This is a genomic window from Bradyrhizobium sp. HKCCYLS20291, from assembly GCF_051167715.1.
In the GTDB taxonomy this organism is placed as follows: domain Bacteria; phylum Pseudomonadota; class Alphaproteobacteria; order Rhizobiales; family Xanthobacteraceae; genus Bradyrhizobium.
In genome coordinates this window covers 414,827-435,481 of record NZ_JBNPTO010000003.1, presented here as the reverse complement: position 1 = coordinate 435,481, position 20,655 = coordinate 414,827, and the positions used below count along the sequence as shown (strand labels likewise).

At 63.0% G+C, this 20,655-nt stretch carries 17 protein-coding genes and 2 pseudogenes; 4 read left to right on the top strand and 15 right to left on the bottom strand.

Translation table 11 applies throughout. From position 1 onward, the window contains the following. Positions 1-675: 675 nt before the first annotated feature. The gene (locus tag ACQR07_RS09915) at positions 676-2,388 is read left to right on the top strand and encodes a methyl-accepting chemotaxis protein (RefSeq protein ID WP_434902102.1); all 1,713 of its coding nucleotides are present in this window, start codon (positions 676-678) and stop codon (positions 2,386-2,388) included. 1,146 nt (positions 2,389-3,534) lie between these two features. Here the strand turns inward: ACQR07_RS09915 and ACQR07_RS09910 are convergent. The 15 genes and pseudogenes from ACQR07_RS09910 to ACQR07_RS09840 form a co-directional block, all read right to left on the bottom strand. Continuing rightward, positions 3,535-3,765, bottom strand: coding sequence for a DUF2274 domain-containing protein (locus tag ACQR07_RS09910; RefSeq protein ID WP_434902101.1), 231 nt, complete (start codon positions 3,763-3,765; stop codon positions 3,535-3,537). Positions 3,766-3,776: 11 nt separating this feature from the next. Beyond that, complete coding sequence (locus ACQR07_RS09905) at positions 3,777-4,976, bottom strand: TrbI/VirB10 family protein (protein WP_434902100.1); 1,200 nt, start codon at positions 4,974-4,976, stop codon at positions 3,777-3,779. After that, positions 4,973-5,929 carry a P-type conjugative transfer protein TrbG gene (trbG, locus tag ACQR07_RS09900; RefSeq protein WP_434902293.1) on the bottom strand — a complete coding sequence of 319 codons (957 nt, stop codon included), beginning with the start codon at positions 5,927-5,929 and terminating at the stop codon, positions 4,973-4,975. The genes ACQR07_RS09905 and trbG overlap by 4 nt, the downstream gene beginning before the upstream one ends. Positions 5,930-5,931: 2 nt before the next feature. Further along, positions 5,932-6,615: a conjugal transfer protein TrbF gene (gene trbF / locus ACQR07_RS09895; RefSeq protein ID WP_434902099.1), complete on the bottom strand. Its 684-nt coding sequence runs from the start codon at positions 6,613-6,615 to the stop codon at positions 5,932-5,934. A gap of 1 nt (position 6,616) precedes the next feature. Beyond that, complete coding sequence (gene trbL / locus ACQR07_RS09890) at positions 6,617-7,840, bottom strand: P-type conjugative transfer protein TrbL (RefSeq protein ID WP_434902098.1); 1,224 nt, start codon at positions 7,838-7,840, stop codon at positions 6,617-6,619. A gap of 53 nt (positions 7,841-7,893) precedes the next feature. Continuing rightward, positions 7,894-8,613 (bottom strand): P-type conjugative transfer protein TrbJ, encoded by a 720-nt coding sequence (trbJ, locus tag ACQR07_RS09885; RefSeq protein ID WP_434902097.1) that lies wholly within the window; start codon positions 8,611-8,613, stop codon positions 7,894-7,896. A gap of 5 nt (positions 8,614-8,618) precedes the next feature. Further along, entirely contained in the window at positions 8,619-11,060 is a 2,442-nt protein-coding gene (gene trbE / locus ACQR07_RS09880; protein ID WP_434902096.1) for a conjugal transfer protein TrbE, read from the bottom strand. Between the two features lie 8 nt (positions 11,061-11,068). Next, a complete protein-coding gene (locus tag ACQR07_RS09875; RefSeq protein WP_434902095.1) occupies positions 11,069-11,332 on the bottom strand; it encodes a VirB3 family type IV secretion system protein in 264 nt (87 codons plus the stop codon). Beyond that, positions 11,332-11,658, bottom strand: coding sequence for a TrbC/VirB2 family protein (locus ACQR07_RS09870; RefSeq protein WP_434902292.1), 327 nt, complete (start codon positions 11,656-11,658; stop codon positions 11,332-11,334). Before ACQR07_RS09870 ends, ACQR07_RS09875 begins: the two co-directional genes overlap by 1 nt. Beyond that, positions 11,658-12,575: a P-type conjugative transfer ATPase TrbB gene (gene trbB / locus ACQR07_RS09865; RefSeq protein WP_434902291.1), complete on the bottom strand. Its 918-nt coding sequence runs from the start codon at positions 12,573-12,575 to the stop codon at positions 11,658-11,660. Before trbB ends, ACQR07_RS09870 begins: the two co-directional genes overlap by 1 nt. Before the next feature lie 226 nt (positions 12,576-12,801). Continuing rightward, complete coding sequence (locus ACQR07_RS09860) at positions 12,802-14,172, bottom strand: MFS transporter (RefSeq protein ID WP_434902290.1); 1,371 nt, start codon at positions 14,170-14,172, stop codon at positions 12,802-12,804. Positions 14,173-14,215: 43 nt separating this feature from the next. Beyond that, positions 14,216-14,749 (bottom strand): hypothetical protein, encoded by a 534-nt coding sequence (locus ACQR07_RS09855; protein WP_434902094.1) that lies wholly within the window; start codon positions 14,747-14,749, stop codon positions 14,216-14,218. A gap of 136 nt (positions 14,750-14,885) precedes the next feature. Next, positions 14,886-15,310, bottom strand: a pseudogene (locus tag ACQR07_RS09850) (CopG family transcriptional regulator). A 10-nt stretch (positions 15,311-15,320) separates the two neighbouring features. Beyond that, complete coding sequence (locus tag ACQR07_RS09845; protein WP_434902093.1) at positions 15,321-17,306, bottom strand: conjugal transfer protein TraG; 1,986 nt, start codon at positions 17,304-17,306, stop codon at positions 15,321-15,323. Positions 17,307-17,325: 19 nt separating this feature from the next. Further along, positions 17,326-19,086 (bottom strand): relaxase/mobilization nuclease domain-containing protein, encoded by a 1,761-nt coding sequence (locus tag ACQR07_RS09840; protein ID WP_434902092.1) that lies wholly within the window; start codon positions 19,084-19,086, stop codon positions 17,326-17,328. A 260-nt stretch (positions 19,087-19,346) separates the two neighbouring features. On the opposite strand from ACQR07_RS09840, the pseudogene tnpA (ACQR07_RS09835) reads away from it, so the two are divergent. The 3 genes and pseudogenes from tnpA (ACQR07_RS09835) to tnpB form a co-directional block, all read left to right on the top strand. Beyond that, a pseudogene (tnpA, locus tag ACQR07_RS09835) lies at positions 19,347-19,460 on the top strand (IS66 family insertion sequence element accessory protein TnpA); the annotation flags it as partial. Positions 19,461-19,541: 81 nt separating this feature from the next. Beyond that, positions 19,542-20,243: an IS66-like element accessory protein TnpA gene (tnpA, locus tag ACQR07_RS09830; RefSeq protein WP_434902289.1), complete on the top strand. Its 702-nt coding sequence runs from the start codon at positions 19,542-19,544 to the stop codon at positions 20,241-20,243. A gap of 23 nt (positions 20,244-20,266) precedes the next feature. After that, complete coding sequence (tnpB, locus tag ACQR07_RS09825) at positions 20,267-20,593, top strand: IS66 family insertion sequence element accessory protein TnpB (protein WP_434902091.1); 327 nt, start codon at positions 20,267-20,269, stop codon at positions 20,591-20,593. Positions 20,594-20,655: the final 62 nt, after the last annotated feature.

Sequence of the window (20,655 nt, the reverse complement as noted above, 5' to 3'; positions counted from 1 at the left end):
CTTCCTTAAGTTGACGTGGAATTCCCTGGCACTGCCGGAGAATAGCTAGAGGGTAAAGCGGGCCGGCCTCACCGCGAGGTCTTCCGCTTTGGTGGGATCTCTGACGAGAGCTCTGTCCTAGAAACCCGCAGCGGCAAGTTTTTTGGGCAACGGGACGGCCTTGCGGATCGACGGCCATCACTACGAAACTGCTCTTCATATCGATCTCTCTCTGTGAGAGAACGAGCTAGACGTTGCGACAAAAACCGCAAGTACGCTTATTATTCATACATAGTCTGAATATACATACCACGACTAGCACCATCAGCGCTTCCGTGTCCTGACCACCTTCGGCAACTGCAGCGTCATCCGGGCTCGGAGCTTTCGTTCGCTGCATTCTGCGCAATTCCAACGCACTCATCATCGCTCATACCGACGAGCACTCTCGAACTATCGATATTTCCTCTACTGCTTCTGCACGCTGCCCCTCAGTTGTCCACGCTCGTGACCGGCCGTCGACGAGCGGGCGCTCTGAAGCGCCATGTGCTTTGCTGCACAATTGACGGACCGCACACACCACCCGTATTTGTCCGGATCGTTTGCAGCCGATACATCACCTCAGGTTTTACGTGGAATTATCCAATGCAGAGACAGGATGCCTTCCTCGCAGCAGCACACTGACTACGAAGGTCGAGCATGCTTTCCCGTCTTAAGATCGGCAGCCGGATTACGATGCTAATCGCCATTAGCGTTATAGGCCTGACCGCCATTGGCACAATCGGCATCTTGTCAACATCGGCAACACAGCGGATGCTGGCGCGGACAGAATCCGAGGCTTTGCAACCGATTGAACAGATCTCGCGGCTGAATGAAGCGATGCAAGAGAGCTTCCGCCAGCTTCTAATGGCCGTGCAACATAATCCCATTCTTCCCGCGGCGAAACGACACGATCACCCAGTTTCCTTGCATACAAATGCGCTGGACAACGCCATAAAAACGATGGGCGAAGCGCTTCGGCAATATCGGTCGTCTGAAGCGGGCATTCGATTTGCAGAAATCGCCGCTCGCGTTGAAGCGTCTGAGGCGAAGCTGATTGAAGAAGGCCTGAGACCCGTGGAACAGCAGATCACGGCGGGTAACTATGACCAGGCGGGCGTCGATCTCACTGCGAAGGTTCTGCCACTGTTCAACGGCGTTAAGAAGGACGCAGAAGTACTCCTTGAAAAACATCGCGAAACGGCACGGATCATAGAGCGTTCGGCTGAGGAGCAGTACACGTTCGTCTTCCGAGTCCTTGTCATCGGCGGCGCACTGCTCTCGATTGCAATCGTTGCGGCAGCCATCCTTATTGCGAGATCGATCACCCGTCCGCTGAGCTCGCTGACCGACACAATGACACAGCTGGCTACGGGCAACCGTTCTACGTTGGTACCCGGACAGGACCGACACGATGAGATAGGACAAATGGCAAAAGCCGTCCAAGTCTTCAAGGCTGGCATGATCGAAGCCGAAAGGCTGCGTACCGAGCGCGCTGACGCCGAACGGATCGAACACGTACGGCGCAAGGCTGAAATGAACGATCTCGCTGTACGTTTCGAGAATGAAATAGGCGAGATCATAGAAGCTGTCTCATCGGCTTCCGGCGAGTTGGAACTTGCAGCCCAAGGCCTATCGAAAACTGCCGAAAACACGAAGGAACTATCATCCATCGTCTCACAAGCGTCTGAAGCGTCCTCGACGAATGTCGGATCGGTCGCAGCGGCGAGTGAAGAGTTGGCTTCTTCGGTCAATGAAATCAGCCGACGCGTCCTGGAATCTGCAAACATTGCTGCCGCCGCCGTTTCTCAAACTCAACGAACGAACGAGCAGGTGAACGCGCTCTCCCAAGCCGCAACGAGGATTGGAGATGTCGTCGATTTAATCAACACAATTGCTGGTCAAACTAATCTTCTTGCGTTGAATGCAACGATCGAGGCCGCTCGTGCGGGAGAAGCTGGACGAGGCTTTGCCGTTGTTGCTACCGAGGTCAAAGCCCTCGCGGAGCAAACGGCTAGAGCCACCGGCGAAATTAGCCAGCAGATCGGCGGTATCCAATCGACCACTCAAGATTCTGTACTCGCGATCAAAGAGATCAGCGGAACTATTGATCGAATTTCGGAGATTGCGAACGCGATCGCTACGGCCGTCGAAGAGCAGGAGGCGGTTACCCAAGAGGTCTCCCGCAATATTCACCTAGCGGCGCAAGGAACCCAGGAAGTCGCCTCGAATATCGGAGCTGTGCAGCGGGGAGCAAATGAGACAGGCTCTGCATCATCGCGAGTCCTTGGCTCGGCGCGCATCTTGTCGCAGCAAAGCACTCGATTGAAATCGGGCGTCGGCGCGTTCTTGCAATCCGTTCGAGCGGCTTGAGGCTGCGGCAGCAGGGCGGCTCTGCTCCTTCCCCTCGCGGCGCGCTGCTCATGCGATGCGCGGTAGAGGAACGCAAGGGCGACCGCCGTCCTCGGTTAAGGTGACTTCATCTCGTTGAGTGGCGTAGCTGGCGTGGTCGGTGATCGGTTCGGTCGTAAGCGTCGTTCTGCCCTCACCCTTCATGTGACGGCCTGATCTGCCAGGTCTAAGGTCCGTTTTGGATCGTAACGCTTAGAATGGATACTGAGCGTACTGCTATCACGGAGCCTGCGCGCCGGCTCGAGGTGTTCAACGGGCAGAGGCCGGCGTCCCGCAATTATCTGGAGCATAGAATTATGCGGAGTCCTGCAGGATTGACCAGGCGTGGACCGGAGCTCGCGGCCGCGGTGCTCCGCATAATTTTGGGTCACTATCTGCCGCTGAGCATAGCCAGCAGCTTGTCAGGCGGCCGGAACTTTCCGGCCCGAAGGTTAGGTGCCGACGTGGAGTTCCGCGCCTCCAGTTTCTCCGTGGGATCCGACCGTAGATAGGCCTCCGTACTCTGAAGGCTGGCGCGACCAAGCCATAATGCTACCTCGCGGATGTCATGGGAGGCCTGAAGCATATGTATTGCGTAGCTGCGGCGCAGAACGTGCTCCGATACCTCTTTGCGGCTATGGACGGCAGGGCGACCACGGCGATGTCGGCGTGCTTGGCGAGGATATACTCGAACCCCGCGCGGGTCATCGCTCGGCCGGAACCGTTGAGGAACAGCGCCGTGTCCAAGCCGTGCGGCTGGACGGCGAGCCAGGTTTTGACTGCGTCCGTCGTTTCCCGCCACAACGGCAGAACCCGGTCGCGCCGGCCTTTGCTCATGACGTGAATATTGGCCGGCGCCCTGGCGTCGTGATTCCGACCAGTTCGGATACCCGCAGGCCTGCGGAAAACGTGAGATGGTCTTCGCGCTAGGGATCACCAATGCGGCCGGCAGCACGCTATTGTCCCGCGCTGCAGCACAGGTTTGGAACTTAGAGAACGCATCGAATCTTGCTGATTCGGCGGCTCAGCAGGGACCTCGATCGGGATAGCCGGACCGGTCGTAACCGGCCTGTTTCTTGTCGTAACGTCGCGCAGGCAGAAGGTCTCGAGAAATAGGGCTGATCACCACTATTCGCCTTCCTCCGATGCCGACTGCCTAAACTTGGCAAACGCCCGATCGGTGGCCATGAAGCGCGTGATCATTGCCGCGGCGAGTCGCCCGATCTCGATAGGCATTTGGGTCGACTCTCGCGCCATGATCTCCGCATACGCTTGTAGATCTCGATGAACGCTCGCGGGTAGCTCGACTGAGATCTTAACCGGCTTGTCGTCTGGAAGCGTCGAAATCTTCAGCTTCATGCTGTCGGCCCCTAGCGATCGCGATATGGCTCGAGAACGAGGTCACGATTGACGATTACGCGCACCGGAAAGCCGGGCCGGATCGTCAGCGTCGGCTGAATGTTCATCTGCTGGCGCACGAACTGCTGGCCGGTCTGGCTCATCGCGTTACCAAAACCCTGGCGCAACGCCTGGATGATCCCTGCATTGTTCGTGTTTGCATTCGCTCCGGCATTTACTTCGCTGCCCACCGACAGCAGGCTCGAAAGCAATGCGGAGCCGATGAGTTGCTTCCAGTGATTGTCGACCTCATCAGAGAGCCCGGAATAGCCACCCGCATCGGCTCCCTGCAGACGCTCGAGCACGATCGAGCGGCCGTTGGGCATGATCAGTCTCGTCCAGACCAAGAGCACGCGTGTCTGGCCGGTCGTCACTTGGCTATCGTACACGCCGATGAGACGAGCTCCCTGCGGGACGAGCAGAGCGCGTCCCGAGGGTGTGTCGAAAACGTTCTCGGTTACCTGAGCGGTGATCTGTCCAGGAAGGTCGGAGCGAATCCCTGTGATCAACGCGCCCGGAATGACGGTCCCGGCTTGGACAACAAACGGAGACGCTGGACGCGTGACTCGGTCCGGACTGGTGGTGCGGCGATCGACAGGAGCGTTGACGAAGGCGAGCTTGCGCTCCTGGCCATTCTGGGAGAGGAACTCATCCGGATTCGGCGCGATCCCCGGCCGTTCGCCGCCCTGAACTGTGGTTGCCGGCGGCTGGGCGTCGTGTGCATTGGTGGAGGCAAACAGCCGACTGACACGCGCAGCTTCCGTCTCCTGTTCTCGGCGCTGTTGATCCGGATCGGGTGTGGAAGGCGCAGCCTGACCTTGTGATGCAAGGATCGGCCGTCCGAGATCGCCGGGCAGCGGAGGGCCGAGAACAGGGGTGCCCTTGCCCAAACTCGCATAATCGCGCGGCAACGCAGACACGCCGTCGGCCACATCGTGGTGATCGGTGCTGTAGAGCTCGTCCGAACCAGATTGCCGTGGCTTGTTAGCCTGCAGCGCCCAGATAAAGGCGCCGCCAATCAGGAGGAGCGCCAGCGCGCTCCCGCCCGCCAGGACCTTGCGGGACAGCCGCGTGATCCGCGGCGGATCGCCCGTGAGCCGCAGCTCCTTTGTACGCTGATCGGCAGCAGACGTTTCTTGCACAACCGAACCCGTGTCGTCCCCACCCGTCATGGGGTCGCTCCTTCGGTTCGGATGATCCGGACCTTCTGCTGCTGTTCGCCGCCCAGGCGCAGTTCTGCGGCGGCAAACAGGCGATCGACGATGATCACATTGCGGAAGGTCCGATAGTTGACGATCTCCGGCGCCCCCTCAGAGCCAATGACGAACAAAGGCGGCAATTCGCCTTGCACGATGCCGCGAGCGAACTCGATATAGACCTTTCTCCCGTCGTCATAGGCATTGACCGGCTTCCAAGGCGGATCATCACCCTCGATCCGGTATCGCAGACGCCTCTGCGACGGCTCAGGCAGCTCCGGCCTCATCACCGCCTGCCGAGCCCGGGTCTCGGCATTCTGCGGATAGTACCAGGCGACGGCCGGCATATACGGCTTCTCGCGAGATCGCAGCTCGATCAGATAAGTGCGCCGATCGGTATTGACGACGAGATTGGTCTCGATTGCAGGCCGCGTCGGCTTGACGAGGATATGGACCCGTCGCGTCTCACCCACGCCGCTCTCGGTGTCACCAACCACCCAGCGCACGGTGTCGCCGGCCGAGACAGGACCGGAGCCCGTGAGCTGCTCACCCTCCTCGAGCATGATGTCGGTGATCTGCCCCGGAGCGGCGTAGACTTGGTAGAGCGCGCCCGGACTGTAGGCATAGATCTGCGCCGCGTTGAAGTATCCCCGCTTCCGCGGCTCGACCCTCGCGGCGCTGTTGGCTGCCTCGACGCGATCGAGCGGGTCGGCGTCCTCTTTGGCACCAGTTCGGCCCCCCAGAGACACCTTCCATGGCGGCGGCAAGTGGAGCGGTTTGGGCCTGTCCTCCACGGCCGGAGGCGGTGCCGGCAGGGGCATGACATCGCTGTCATAGCTGATCTTGGGCGGCGCAGTCGTCACGCAGCCGGCAAGCGGAACAATAGTCGCAAGCACGATCGTCCACCGCGACAACCCAGCAATCTGCATGCTCACTGCGACAACTCCTTCGACCAGTTGATAGCTTGGACGTAGACACCGAGCGGGTTCTTACGCAGCCGATCGGCGTTGTCGGGCATCGCGAGCACGATCGTCAGGATCGCGGTCCAGCGCTCCGTTGCGCTCAGCGCGCCGTTTTCGTAGCGGCGTTCTACCCAGGCGATCCGGAAACTGTCCGGCGAGGCCCGGATGACGCTGGAGACCTCGATGGAAACCTGGGATTTGCCGAGCTTCGTGAACGGATCATTCGAGCGAGCGTAGTCGTTAAGCGCAGCGGCGCCACGATCGGTCGTGAAATCATAGGCGCGCAGCCAGTTCTGGCGCAGCACGATCCCGTCGGCCGGCAGGCCTCTGACGTCCTCGATGAAGCGGGCGAGATGAAACGCGACCTGCGGATCGGTGGGCTTATAGTCGGCGATCGCCGGCGCGACACGTTGGACCTCGCCGAGATGACCGACCTCGATCACCCAGGGCGTCACCGTCCCGCGGGTCGATTGCCAGATCAGCGCCGACGCAAGACCTGCGGCTAGGCTCAAGCACCCCAACGCCATCAGCCGCCAATTCTTGGCCTGCACGCGGGCCGAGCCGATGCGCTCGTCCCAGATCTGCGCGGCCTTCTGATAGGGCGTGACCGGCTCGGGTGTGCGGCCATAGTGGACGGAAGGACGCTTGAACATGTCAGGATTTCCCCTCGGAGAGATCAACGGAGCCACCGTGGCCGCCTTGCTCGGCATTGCGCACCGCTTGCGTGGTTGTGGACGCCCCCTGCTGAACGGCACGCGCCGCCTTGATACGTTGTGCCCAGCGGGGCGAGGTAGCCGCCGCGCCATTCCCCTCGGACGGCGGAGAGGGATCTGCCTGGCCATTCGATGCAGCGACCCTCTCGCGCAATGGACTCGTGGTCCTGCCCGCCTCATCAGCTGCGCCGCCGCTGTGGCGTAAGAGGCTCGACGCGCCAGCGCGCAGCGATGCAGCAGCTCGGGTCGAGCCGGAGACAGCGCCGCCGGCGAGCCCTCCTGCTCCAGCAAGAAGCCCTACGCCGGCCACAGCGAGGCCACCGGCTGCCAAGGACGCTCCGGCGGCGCTGCCGGCGCCAAGCTGCGGGCCACCGGACACCAAGCCGTTCGCAATTCCGGGCCCAAACAGCCCCAAACCAAGCAGCGACAGCGATCCCAGCACCAGCGCCATGGCGCTGTCGATGGTCGGCGGATCGCCGCCCCCCGCTTGCGTCAGCTGCGCAAAGAGCGTGGAGCCGACGCCGGAGATGACCGCGAGCACCAGGACCTTGATGCCGGAGGAGATGACATTCCCCAGCACTCGCTCAGCCGCGAAGGCTGTCTTGCCGAACAGACCGAACGGGATCAGCACGAAGCCTGCGAGCGTCGTCAGCTTGAACTCGATCAGGGTCACGAAGAGCTGGATGGCCAGGATGAAGAAGGCCAGCAGCACGACTAGCCAGGCAAACAGGAGAACCGCGATCTGCACGAAGTTCTCGAAGAAACTGACATAGCCCATCAGGCTCGAGATCGCCTGCAGCAGCGGCCGTCCGGCATCGAGCCCGACTTGGGCGATTTTTCCCGGGCGGAGAAAGTCGGCAGTCGACAGCGCAGACCCGGAGGCCTTCAAGCCGAGGGCAGCGAAGCTTTCGAATACGATGCGGGCCAGGCTATTCCAGTTGCCGATGAGATAGGCGAAGACGCCGACGAACAGCGTCTTTCTCACCAGACGCGCAATGATTTCGTCCTCGCCACCCCAGGCCCAAAATAGCGCGGCCAGCGTCACATCGATCGCGACCAGCGTCGTCGCGAGATAACCAACCTCGCCGCCGAGCATCCCGAAGCCGCTATCGATCGATCGCGTGAAGGCCTCCAGAAACTGATCGATGATGCCCGTTCCGGCCATGGGCCAATCTCCCTCGAGCGACAGCCGAGCTCCTGCAGGTCAGAGGCTCATCCTCAGTGGAACATCTGCACGTTGGAGGGCTGGTAGCCCTCTCCCGGCGCGAGGAAGCGCCGAAGCTGCTCGCGCCCCTGGTCCTGGGCTGCCGCGCGCTGTGCGGTATCGAGGCTCTGTGCCCGTCCCTGCGCGGCCACCGCGGCCGTGAGATCGGCAAGCTGCTGCGCCTGCAGCGCCAGGATCTGGTTGCCGGCTTGGGTCACCTGCAGCGCGCCGCTCGCACCCTGGCTGGTCGCGATCAGCGCCGCCGATTGGCTCTTGACCGCATCGAGGTTGCCGACGACGCCGGCTTGGACCTTGAGCGCATCCTGCAGCGCGGCCACCGACGTCTGCCAACGCGCCTGCGCATTGCTGACGAGATCCTGATTGGACATGTTGCCATTGGCCGGCGCGTAAGTCGTCGCAAAAGCGCGGTCGATCTGCTGGACGTCATAGGCCAGCCGCTGGGCCTGCTTCAGGAGATCCTGCGTCCGCTCGATCGACTGCTGCAGCTGTGCCAGCGAGGAATACGGCAAGCTCGCCAGGTTCTTTGCCTGGTTGATCAGCATCTGGGCCTGGTTCTGCAGCGACAGGATCTGATTGTTGATCTGCTGTAACTCGCGCGCGGCCGTCAGAACATTCTGGGCGTAGTTGTTCGGATCGAAGACGACCAACTGCGCCCGCGCCGGCGCGGCGATGACCAGAGCGACAGCCGCAATGGACGCGACCAAACGACACATCCGCCTCATGCCCGTGTCTCCAGGTTATCGAGGCTCGGAATGAGATCGGCGGCCCAGCCGACGTTCCGGTGCTGGAGCCAAGCCGCGGCAAATCCCTCCTTTCCGGCTGCCGCAAGAACGTCCGCAACGGCGGCCTGATCGGCCTTTGATGATAAGGCGGCAAACGCAAGCCCGACCTCCCCCAGCCCAAGCTCGAACATGCGATTGCCGCGGCGCGACTGGCAGTAGTAGTCGCGCTTCGGCACGGCCCGGCTCAACAGCTCGATCTGGCGATCATTCAGCCCGAAGCGGCGATAGATCGCCGTGATCTGCGGCTCGACGGCGCGCTCATTGGGAAGCAGGATGCGGGTCGGACAACTCTCGATGATAGCCGGCGCAATCGGCGAACCATTGATGTCAGAGAGAGACTGGGTCGCGAAGACGACAGAGGCGTTCTTCTTGCGCAGGGTCTTCAGCCATTCCCGCAACTGGCCGGCGAAATCGGCATCATCCAGGGCCAGCCAGCCTTCATCGATGATCAGCAGCGTTGGACGGCCGTCGAGGCGCTTGGCGATCCGATGGAAGAGATAGGCCAGCACCGCAGGCGCTGCGGCTGTCCCGACCAGCCCTTCCGTCTCGAACGCTTGCACCAATCCGTCGCCGAGCGCCTCGTGGTCGGCATCCAGCAGGCGGCCTTGCGCGCCGTCGAGACAGTAGGGCTTGAGCGCCCGCTTCAGGCTGTTGGACTGCAACAGGACCGATAGTCCCGTCAGCGTACGTTCCGCGACCGGCGCCGACGCCAGCGAGGTCAGAGCTGACCAGAGATGCTCCTTGGCCTCCGGGGTCACGACAATCTTCTCGTGCACCAGAATGCTGGTGATCCAATCGACAGCCCAGGCGCGCTCCCCGATATCGTCAATGCCGGCCAAGGGCTGCAGCGCGACGGCGGCCTCCGTCTCCGCCGACAACGCCCCGCCGAGGTCGTGCCAATCCCCGCCCATGGCGAGCGTAGCAACCCGCATAGAGCCGCCGAAATCGAATGCGAAGATCTGCGCACCCGGATAGCGGCGAAACTGCAGGGCCACCAAAGCCAGCAGCACCGACTTGCCCGCCCCGGTCGGGCCGACGACCAGCGTATGGCCGACGTCACCAACATGCAGCGAGAAGCGGAACGGTGTCGCGCCTTGCGTCCGGCCGAACAGCAGCGGCGGCGCCTTGAGATGATGATCGCGGGTCTCACCGGCCCAGACCGCCGACAGCGGGATCATATGGGCCAAGTTCAGCGTCGACAGCGGCGGCTGTCGAACATTGGCGTAGACATGCCCTGGGAGGCCGCCGAGCCAGGCTTCGACGGCGTTCACGCTCTCCGCCATGCAAGTAAAGTCGCGCCCTTGGATGGCTTTCTCGACCTGCCGCAGCTTCTCGTCCGCTCGTGCCGGGTCAGCATCCCAGACGGTCGCCGTCGCTGTGACATAGGCCTGACCAACATCGTCGGATCCCAAGTCCTGCAGAGCCGCGTCAGCGTCGATAGCCTTGTTGTGTGCATCCGTGTCTACGAGGCTCGCCGCCTCGCTGGTCATGACCTCCTTCAGGATCGCCGCGAGCGACTTGCGCTTGGCGAACCATTGCCGGCGGATCCGCGTGACGAGCTTCACGGCATCCTGCTTGTCCAGCATGATCGCGCGCGTCGACCAGCGGTAGGGGAAGGCAAGCCCGTTCAGATCGTCGAGAATCCCCGGCGTGGTGGCAGAGGGAAGCCCGACAATGGTGAGGACCCGCAGATGGACCGATCCCAGCATGGGCTCGAGCCCGCAGGTCAGCGGCTGGTCTGCAAGCAGCCCATCCAAATGCATCGGGATCTCCGGCACCCGGACCCGCTGGCGCTGCGTCGAGATCGTCGAATGCAGATAGCTCAGCACCGCATCGTCACCCAGCCAGCCGCATTCCGGCATGAAACCGGCAATCAGTTGCAGGATGCGGTCGGTACGGTCAACGAAGCTGCGCAGGATTTCGCGACCATTGGCGCCATCCGATTGCGGCCGGCCCTCATAGAGCACGCGCTCGGATCGAGCGACGTCTTCCCGTGGCGGCAGATAAAGAAAGGTCAGATAATAGCTCGACTCGTAGTGAGCCCCCTCCTCCTCGAACTGCGCCTTGCGCTCGGCGTCGACCAGCGCGGACGCCGCATCTGGGAACATGCAAGGCGGATAAGCTCCTGCGGAATGTCGCTGCGCCTCGACGAAGACCGCCCAGCCCGATCCGAGCCGCCGCAGCGCATTGTTGAGACGGGCAGCGACAGCGACCAGTTCGGAGGCGACGGAGCTCTCCAGATCGGGTCCACGGAAGCGCGCCGTCCGCTGCAGCGAGCCGTCTTTGTTGAGGACGACACCTTCATCGACCAGCGCCGCCCAGGGCAGGAAATCCGCAAGCCGGATGTTGGTGCGGCGATATTCGGCGAGATTGAACATGGCTGACCTCACTGACCGAGATGACCGGGAATGCGCAGATGACGGCGCACGACTTCGATGAAGGACGGGTCACGCTTCGTGGCCCAGACCGCGATCATGTGACCGACGAACCAGAGCAATAGTCCGAAGAACCAGAGCCGGAGCCCCAGCCCGAGCGCGGCCGACAACGTGCCATTGACGATCGCAACCGAACGCGGCGCGCCGCCGAGCAGGATCGGCTCGGTCAGTGAGCGATGAACGGGAGCGCTGAAGCCCTTGACCTCCTCTTCCATCAGATCACCACCCCGCCACCGAAGGCGAAGAAAGACAGGAAGAAGCTCGACGCCGCAAAAGCGATGGACAGCCCGAACACGATCTGGATCAGCCGCCGGAAGCCGCCCGAGGTCTCGCCGAAGGCCAGCGACAGCCCGGTCGTGATGATGATGATCACCGCAATGATCTTGGCGACCGGCCCCTCCACGGAGAGCAGAATCTGATTGAGCGGCTGCTCCCAGGGCATGTTCGAACCCGCGGCCCAGGCAGGAGACGCCAGTAAGAGCGGGACCGCTAAGGTCACCCAGCTCGCTCCAGCAAGATACCGCTCCGTCCACTTCACCATCACAGGTCCTCCAAGGGCACGAGAACGTAGTCTCCGGTCGCAGCGAGCCCCTCGACCTGGACGAGTTGGCTCAAGCGCCGTTCCTGGCCGCGGCCTGTCAGCACCGCGATGACATTGATCGTCTCGGCAATCAGAGCGCGCGGCACGGTCACGACAGCTTCCTGGATCAGTTGCTCTAGCCGCCGAAGCGCGCCGAGTGCCGAACCGGCATGAATCGTACCGATGCCGCCGGGATGGCCGGTGCCCCAAGCCTTCAGAAGATCGAGCGCCTCGGGGCCGCGCACCTCGCCAATCGGAATGCGATCGGGACGCAGCCGAAGCGACGATCGAACCAGGTCAGACAGGGATGCGACGCCATCCTTGGTGCGAAGAGCCACCACATTGGGCGCTCGACACTGCAGTTCGCGCGTATCCTCGATCAGCACGACGCGGTCTGAGGTTTCGGCGATAACGGCGAGCAGCGCGTTGGTGAGCGTCGTCTTGCCGGTAGACGTGCCACCGGCCACAAGAATGTTGCGGCGATCGAGAACGGCTTGACGCAAGCTGCAGGCTTGCGCCGGATTTAGGATTCCGCAGGCAACGTAGTCGTCGAGCGTGAACACCGCGACCGCGGGCTTGCGGATCGCAAAGGTTGGAGCGGCGACCACGGGCGGCAGCAAGCCCTCGAAGCGTTCCCCTGTCCCCGGCAATTCGGCGGACACACGAGGCGAACCTGCATGGACCTCGATTCCGACATGGTGCGCGACCAGGCGGATAATCCGCTCGGCGTCGGCGGCGGGGAGCGTTTCACCTGTGTCAGCCAAACCAGACGCGAGACGATCGGCCCACAACTTGCCATCCGGATTGAGCATCACCTCGACGACGCTCTGATCATCAAGAAGCTTCGCAATGGCCGATCCCAAAGCCGTCCGCAGCATGCGCGTGCCGCGCGCGACCAACTGCGTCTGAAGAGCTTCGACCACCCCGTTCTCCGATCCTGAGAGCACCAACATCGGCTCTGCGCGACCGGGTGATCAAAGAATGCAGAAGCAAGCAAGGAGCAAGGACCGCTCCGTCCTGTTCGTGCTCTGGCGTAGGAAAGCGCAAAGTCTGAGAGCACCGCGCCAAAGGATCGCGGCTGATCTGCGCCTGTTCGATGTCAGTTCACCACGTGCCCGAAGTTGCGGGATCGCTGATCAAAATTGGGCGCTCGTGGAAAGACGCAGCATCGTGTCCGCTGGACTCGTTGACATCCAGACCGAGCTGAAGGCTGGTCGGTTCCCTCTCTCGCTTCCCACGCGGAATTGCGAACCAAACCAAAGCCGCGAACTGCAGCGCGACGTTCACACCGAAAGCCACCTGATATGCGAAGATCGGATAGTGACCATCATGCTGCGCCCACTGCGCCAGCAACAGGCCGGTCCCGTATTGGGCGAGAAACCCCCATCCAAAGTGGACGACGTTCAATACGCCGTTCGCGCGCCCAGCCATCTCCTTCGGAAAGTAGTCTGAGATGATCGCAAAGCTTAGCACCGTCGCCGCGCCCACGATCGCAATCATCAACCAGGGAGCGATCGAGGGCACCGGTAGCCGGAATACCAAAGCCAGCTGGGCCAGGATGAACATAGCGCCGACGATCGCCAGCAATGTCTCAGACCTGATCCCTTTGCGGCGCGTCCAATTTGCCAGCGTGCCGAGCAACCACGCGCCGAGGCTCAGCATGATCGCCGTTACACACAGCGCCGTCACCACCTGGCTTCGTGCCATGCCCTCCACTTCGGTCAACCACGCCGGCGCCCAGAGTCCTTGCATCGACCAGGCAGATCCAATGCATGCTCCCGACAACGGCGCGACCTTCCAGAAACGTCGATCGGTCAAGATGCTCCGCAGGCCACCACCAGCTGGTGCGGCGGCTGCATCGCTTTCGCGTTCGGGAACCAGGAAGTAAATCAGGACAGCAGTGCCTGCCGTGGCGACCGCCAGGATGTCAAACATGTCGCGCCATCCGGTCCGAGCCAGAACCGCTTCGGCCGGCAAGGTCGCCGCGACGGCGCCGAGAGCACCGAGCATGACCATGTAGCCGTTGACCAGGGCTACGCGATCGCGCGGAAACCAGAGAACGATCGCCTTCAGCCCAGCGGTCAGCGCCGCCGCGACGCCCAGCCCAATCACAGCGCGTGATGTCATCAACGAGATTGATCCCGTCGACCGCGCGAATCCAGCCGCCCCCAATGCCGCGACCACGAGCAGCGCACTCTGAACGCGCCGTGGTCCGTAGCGATCGAGCATCATCCCGACCGGAATTTGGGCGGCCGCAAGAACCAGGAAATAAACCGCCGTGATCAGACCGAGGTCGGCGGCATTCAGTCCAAGCTCGGAGGCGAGGCGCTCGGAGACCACGCCATTGATCGTGCGAAACAGGTACGACAGGAAATAGCCTGCTGCGAACGGCATGAAGACCAAAGCAACAACGAACCAACCCCGGAGACCGGCATTGCTGCCCGTTTTGGCTTCGGCAGCCTTCCGACCGAACATGAAGTCCGGCAAGGAACGATCAGGATCGATTGGGCCGGATTCGTCAGCGCAGCGCTTCCGATGCAAGGCGAAAGGGATCCTCGCCGCCCTCCTGGGCGGCCGGCATTCCCCAGGACACTTCTGTGGTCGGAGCAACTCCTAGAGCCGATCGTGTGCGGCGGGCTGGAGCTCCAAACGGCAAGTCCTCGTCTTGCTGATGTTGACCTACAGAGACCGCAACCCTCGCCTGCTCGCGGGTCTCATCTTCGCCGTCGTGATGCGTCTGACAGCCGTCGACGCGCGCGGCGGAACTCACTTCAGCACCGCCATCTCGACCGAGCGACGTCAGCGCCAGATGATAGCGGGCATGGAGAGCGACCGTGTCATTGAGCGCCTTGAGATCGCATTTGATGCTCTCGAGTTGCCGCTCCAAGCCACCAAGGCGATCCTGCTGCGGCGCAGGTTCTACAGGATCGGCGAGAAAGCGCTCCAAGGCCTTCTCTATCAGGACGGCGCGGTTGACACATCGCTCCTCAGTCGCCCCCTTTAGGCGACCGAGGATCTCGTCGGAAAGCTGCAGCGTGATCTTTTTCTTCATCGTGCGGACCCCATTTGGTCCGTCGATAAGCGGCCCTCCGCTGGAGCACATCCCCGGCGACATCGCGTTCGCGCCAAGGCGCAGAAAAAGAAGCTCTGGCGTAAACGCCTTCTTGGCGACGTTCGAAACCCGTCTCTCAGCTGCTTGGCGCCTCCGGAGCTTTCCTCACGAAATCCTCAGGGATCTCCCGCAAGAAGCTCTGGCCCTTCTGGAGGCGCCGGCCGAGTGCCTCGACGAAACCCTCGAACCTTTCGCGTCCCTTGGCGCCGCCGACTGAGCCTCGTTCGGAAGCGGCGGCGTCACGGTCAGCCAGAAGCGGACGAACAGCGCCATGGTCTCCGCGAGGATCCCGACGTCGCGCTCCAGTCGCTGCATCTGGCGCGACAGCCGATCAAGCCTTCGCGTGAACGCGGCCTCGCGCCGGTCCGCCCCATCAGGCGACAGGAACGACAGAACGGCAGCCTCCACGATCGCCGAGCGCGACAGCTTCTTGCGATCGGCGAGCTCGGTGATCTGCTTCAACAGCTCGGGCGGAAAGTAGACATTCATGCGATCACGCATCAGATCGGCCTCACAAACCCATGTCGTCGCCGGGATCAAGCGCAGCCTGCCGCGCGACACCCGTCATGGTCGGATCGCGGCCACCATTCGGAAGTAGCGCCTGATCATCGTCGAGCACCACCGAGAACTCGTCTACCGGATCGACGACGGTGGCCTCACTTACGATCGCGACGTGCTCAGGCAGCTCGGGCTCCCGGCGCAATCCGCCATTGGCTTGATCATCGTGGGCGGACGATGGATCTTCGGATGTGGACAGCGCTGGCGATATCGGCGCCAGCGCCGACCATGCATCCGCTCCTTGCGTCAGCATGGGCCTTACGGTGTCTGGGGGCGGGAGAACGCGCGCGATCAGTCTCTGATCCTCGAAGTAGCGGACCTTCTTCGCCCGGATCGGTGGTGCGCCGGCGACCATCACGATCTCATCCGCCGGCGGCAGCTGCATCACCTCGCCCGGCGTCAGGAGCGCCCGCGGCGTTTCCTGGCGGGAGACCATGAGATGTCCAAGCCAAGGCGCAAGCCGATGGCCGGCATAGTTCTTCATCGCACGCATCTCTGTGGCAGTGCCGAGCGCGTCCGACACGCGTTTGGCAGTCCGCTCATCGTTGGTGGCGAAGCTCACCCGCACATGGCAGTTGTCCAGGATCGCGTTGTTCGGCCCATAAGCCTTCTCGATCTGATTGAGCGATTGCGCGATTAGAAAGCTCTTGAGGCCATAGCCAGCCATAAAGGCCAGCGCGGACTCAAAGAAGTCGAGCCGCCCGAGCGCCGGAAACTCGTCCAGCATCATCAGCACGCGATGGCGCCGCTCGCGGGCCTGCAGGTCCTCGGTCAACCGCCTGCCGATCTGGTTCAGCACGAGCCGAATGAGCGGCTTGGTCCGCGAAATGTCCGACGGCGGCACGACCAGATACAGCGTGGCCGGCTCATCGCCCCCAATCAGATCCGCGATGCGCCAGTCGCAGCGGCCTGTGACCTCGGCCACCACGGGATCGCGGTAGAGGCCGAGGAAAGACATTGCGGTGGACAGCACGCCTGACCGTTCGTTCTCCGATTTGTTCAGGAGCTCGCGCGCGGTCGATGCAATGACGGGATGCGGACCAGCCTCACCAAGATGCGGCGTAGCCATCATGGCAATGAGCGTCGTCTCGATCGGCCGCCTGGGATCGGACAGGAAGGCTGCGACGCCGGCCAAGGTCTTGTCGGCCTCGGCATAGAGAACGTGCAGGATGGCCCCGACCAGCAGCGAGTGACTCGTCTTCTCCCAATGGTTCCGCTTGTCGAGCGAGCCCTCGGGATCGACTAGAACGTCGGCGACATTCTGGACGTCGCGGACCTCAAAGGCCCCGCGCCTGACCTCGAGCAGCGGATTGTAGGCCGAGGCATTCGGGTTGGTCGGATCGAACAACAGGACCCGGCCATGCCGCGCCCGGAAGCCTGCCGTCAACTGCCAGTTCTCACCCTTGATGTCGTGAACGATCGCTGATCCCGACCAGGTCAGCAGCGAGGGCACGACAAGACCCACGCCCTTGCCCGACCGCGTCGGCGCAAAGCACAGCACGTGCTCGGGTCCGTCATGGCGGAGATAGCGCGGGCCCAGCCGGCCCAGCACCACGCCATCCTCACCAAGCAGCCCGGCTCTCTCGATCTCACCGGGCTCAGCCCAGCGCGCGGATCCATAGGTCGCAACGATCCGCGCTTCCCGGGCCCGCCACAGCGACATGCCGATGGCCGCAGCAACGGCCAAGAGACTGCCGAGCGCTGCGATGGCCGCGCCCTCGGTGAACACGCCGGGCGCATAGGCATCGTAGACGAACCACCACCAGAAGAACGCCGGCGGCCAATAGACCGGCCATCCGGCAAGCCAGAACCAGGGCGGTCCCAACCGCGCCTGAAACGCCAGCCGCCAGGCCGTCCATTCCGTCGCGCCCCAGACCGCAATCAGCACGATCAACGACACCGCAAGGATTTGGCCCCAGAGGATTCGGGTCGCCGGCATGGATGTTCTCCTGATCTGATCAGAGCCCCAGGTCGCGCTTGCGACCGAGCTGCCATTCGATGCCGCCGGCCTTGGCGAGGCCGCTGACGGTCTTGCCGAGCCGGCTGTCGAGTTCCCGCGACCACGGGACCAGGTAGAAGCCAAGCCCATTGTCGATCATGGCGAACCGGCCGGAAGCGAGCGTCAGCCGCTGGCGATAGGTCCCGGCGACTGCTGTCCCTGGCGACACCGGCAGAGACGACAGATTGAACTGCGCCGACAACCGGGCACCGACGACGTCGAGATCGCGCTGTCGCAAGGTCGTCAGGAGATCGCGCTGCACAATGATGCGCTGGCCTTGCCGCTGCGCCAGACCCTGATCCGCAAGATGCGCGGCCCGCGCGCGAAGAGCATCCCGGGCCTCGGCTCCGAACCCGCCCAGTGCCAGCGGCATCGGCTCGCGTTCGACCAGACGATGATCCAGCCAGGTGGCGCCCTCCGCTGTGATCTGCTCGGCGAGACCAAGATCCGAGCGCGTCGCGAGGAGCAGGGTCGGCCGCGCCTCGTCCGGTCCGCCGAAGCGCCTGACCTCGACAATGCCTCCAACCGGCGGCGCCTGGGCGAAGGCCTCGGCCCCGCGGAACCGGACGTGATGTGCCCGGCCGTCAACGCCATCGATCACGGCGTAGGCTTCACCGGTCAGTTCATCGTGCAGCCCGCGGTCGATCAGCCGGCCGATGATCGGCGACCCAGCATCGGATCCCTCGATCGCGTAATCCGCAACCGACCGCTCCTCCCCGCGCGCCGCGAAGGCCTGGTGCATCGTCTTGATGACGTCTCCGCGCGAGCCGAGCTGCCGAAGCTTCCGCTCCGCCCCGAGTTCGATCATCCACTCGTTGGGTCCGGCCGCGCTCGCCAGCCCCAAGCGTTCCAGATATTGCAGGCGCCCGCGCATGAGCCGGGCCACCTCGGGATCAGGAAGGCCCGCCGCTTCCTGCCGAAGATCGATGGCGCCGACCTCGTCTGCCGCCATCCGGATTTCGCGATCGAGCGGGGTCCAGCGATCCGCCGTGATCTCCTTCTCGAGCGCATTGCGGATCTCATGCTCCGGCTTCGGGCCAAGCTCGATCGCAACGAGCTCTTCGGCGCGCGAGCGCAGGCCGCGGCTGATGTAGTCACGGGAGATGACGAGGTCCGCGCCGGTCTCGTCGACGCCGCGCACGAGGAGATGAATATGCGGATTGTCCGTATTCCAGTGATCGACCGCGATCCATTCCAGCCGCGTCGAAAGATCGGCCTCCATCTGCCGCATGAGATCCCGGGTGAATGCTCTTAGCTCCACCATGTCGGCCGCATCCTCGGGCGAGACGATGAAGCGGAAATGATGCCGGTCACCCCTGCCCCTCGCCTCGAATCCAGCCTCGTCCGCTTGATCGGCAGCCGCATCGAACATCCGGGCAGGCTCACCATCGCGGGTGACGCCATCGCGCTGGAGATAGGCGAGATGGATCGCCAGAGACGCTGACCGAAACGCGCGCCCCGCGTGCCTCGCGATCCGCGCCTTGACTGTCACCCGACGCACGGGGGCGAACAGACGCTCGCGACTGAAGCTGAGCCGGCCGCGCCCGAAGGTCGAGTGAGCCCGCACCATGTGGCGTCCGTTGACGACTGACAACGGCGGCACATGCCCCGCGGCATTCGCCGCGCGCAGCACGCGATTGATGAAGCTCCTCGCCTTAGCGCTCCGCCCCTGACGAATGCGCCCAGGCCGGACGCGGAACTCGCGCTCGTTCGTGCTCATGCGCGGCCCCCCAAGGCGCCCGGAAAAACTACAGTGCTGAAAACAACATTGATCTCATTACTAAAAGTGCAGAGCGCAGCACGCGCTCCGACCGACCGGCACGGTTGAACGCAAGCCATGTCAATGGCTTGGCGTTCAACCGGCGAGCCGCTTTTATCTTGCCCTAGAAGATCGCCCTGTAACCGTCCGGTCTCTGCACACCTTCCCCCTCGTGTGTTGTCGTTCCATTTCGAGTTCTCTGCTGCTGTGGAGAATCTCCGGTGGGATCCAAACATTTCGAGAACAGAGCGCGCCGCGAATGGTGGTCGCTGCACATCGAAGCGTGGCGTCGGAGCGGCCTCGGGATCCGCAAATACTGCCAGCAACAACGTCTGACCGAGAACACTCTGCGGCGTTGGCTGAAGCGGCTGGCCGGCAATGAGACTGCGCTTAAGCTCGAGAAATATCAGACGGAATTGCGCCGCGAGCGCGCCCGGGAGGAGCGGCAACAGGCTCTTCGAAAGCAGAAGCAGCGTAGGTTCACGATCACATCGGATGTGCGCAATCGGGCGTCTCAGGCGTTCTGGGCGATGCATGTCGAGGCGCTGAACTGGAGCGGGATGGAGCTCCGCGCCTACGCCGCGGCGATGCAGCTGTCGCCGCATTCGCTGCGCAAATGGCGCGACCGACTGGCCACGGGCGAGGTCACGATCGACTGGCGCGCCCATCTTCACCCCTCCGCCCGTCCGGCCGTTAGCACTAGTGCTAGGAACTCACAGCCCGAACGCCGCTTGACAGCCGCCGAAATCGGCGATCCGGCCGCGCCCAAGGCACCGGCCAGGCGCTTCTTCAGCGACGAGGAAAAGCTCGCGATCGCCAAGGAAACCGAGCTGCCGGGCGCCAAGGTCTCTGCCGTTGCCCGCAAGCATGGGATCGTCACCGGGCTGCTGTTCCGCTGGCGCGCGCAGTTCGGCATCGCGCAAAAGAGGCGCTCCAAGCTCGCCCGTGTTGTGTTGCCCGACGACATGCCCGCCGCACGCGCCCTGCGCGATCTCGTGCGTCCACCAGAGGGCATGATGGCTGTCGACCTCGCTGACGGACGGCGTGTCTTCGCTCCCGCAGGCAGCGATCCGGATGCGGTGCGGGCGCAGATTGAAAGCGGAGATGCAGCGCAATGATGTTCGTCCCTGCAGGCGTGAAGGTGTACCTGGCGCTCGGCTACACCGACATGCGCAAGGGCATGGACGGCCTCGCAATGCTGGTCCAGGACACGCTGAAGAAGGATCCGTTCTCCGGTCATCTGTTTGCCTTCCGCGGCAAAAAAGCATCGATTCTGAAGGTACTGTTCTGGGACGGAAACGGGCTTTGTCTGTTCACGAAACGCATCGACCAGGGCGGCTTCGTATGGCCAGTGATGGCGGGCTATGATGGCTCGATCACGCTCACCCCGGCGCAGCTCGCGATGCTGATCGAAGGCATCGACTGGCGCGCGCCAGAGCGCATCTGGAAACCGGCGATTGCAGGATGATCTGCAAAAACCGGTGCTGAACTGAGTCGCGATTCTTCTACGAATCAGCGTGTTCGAGTACC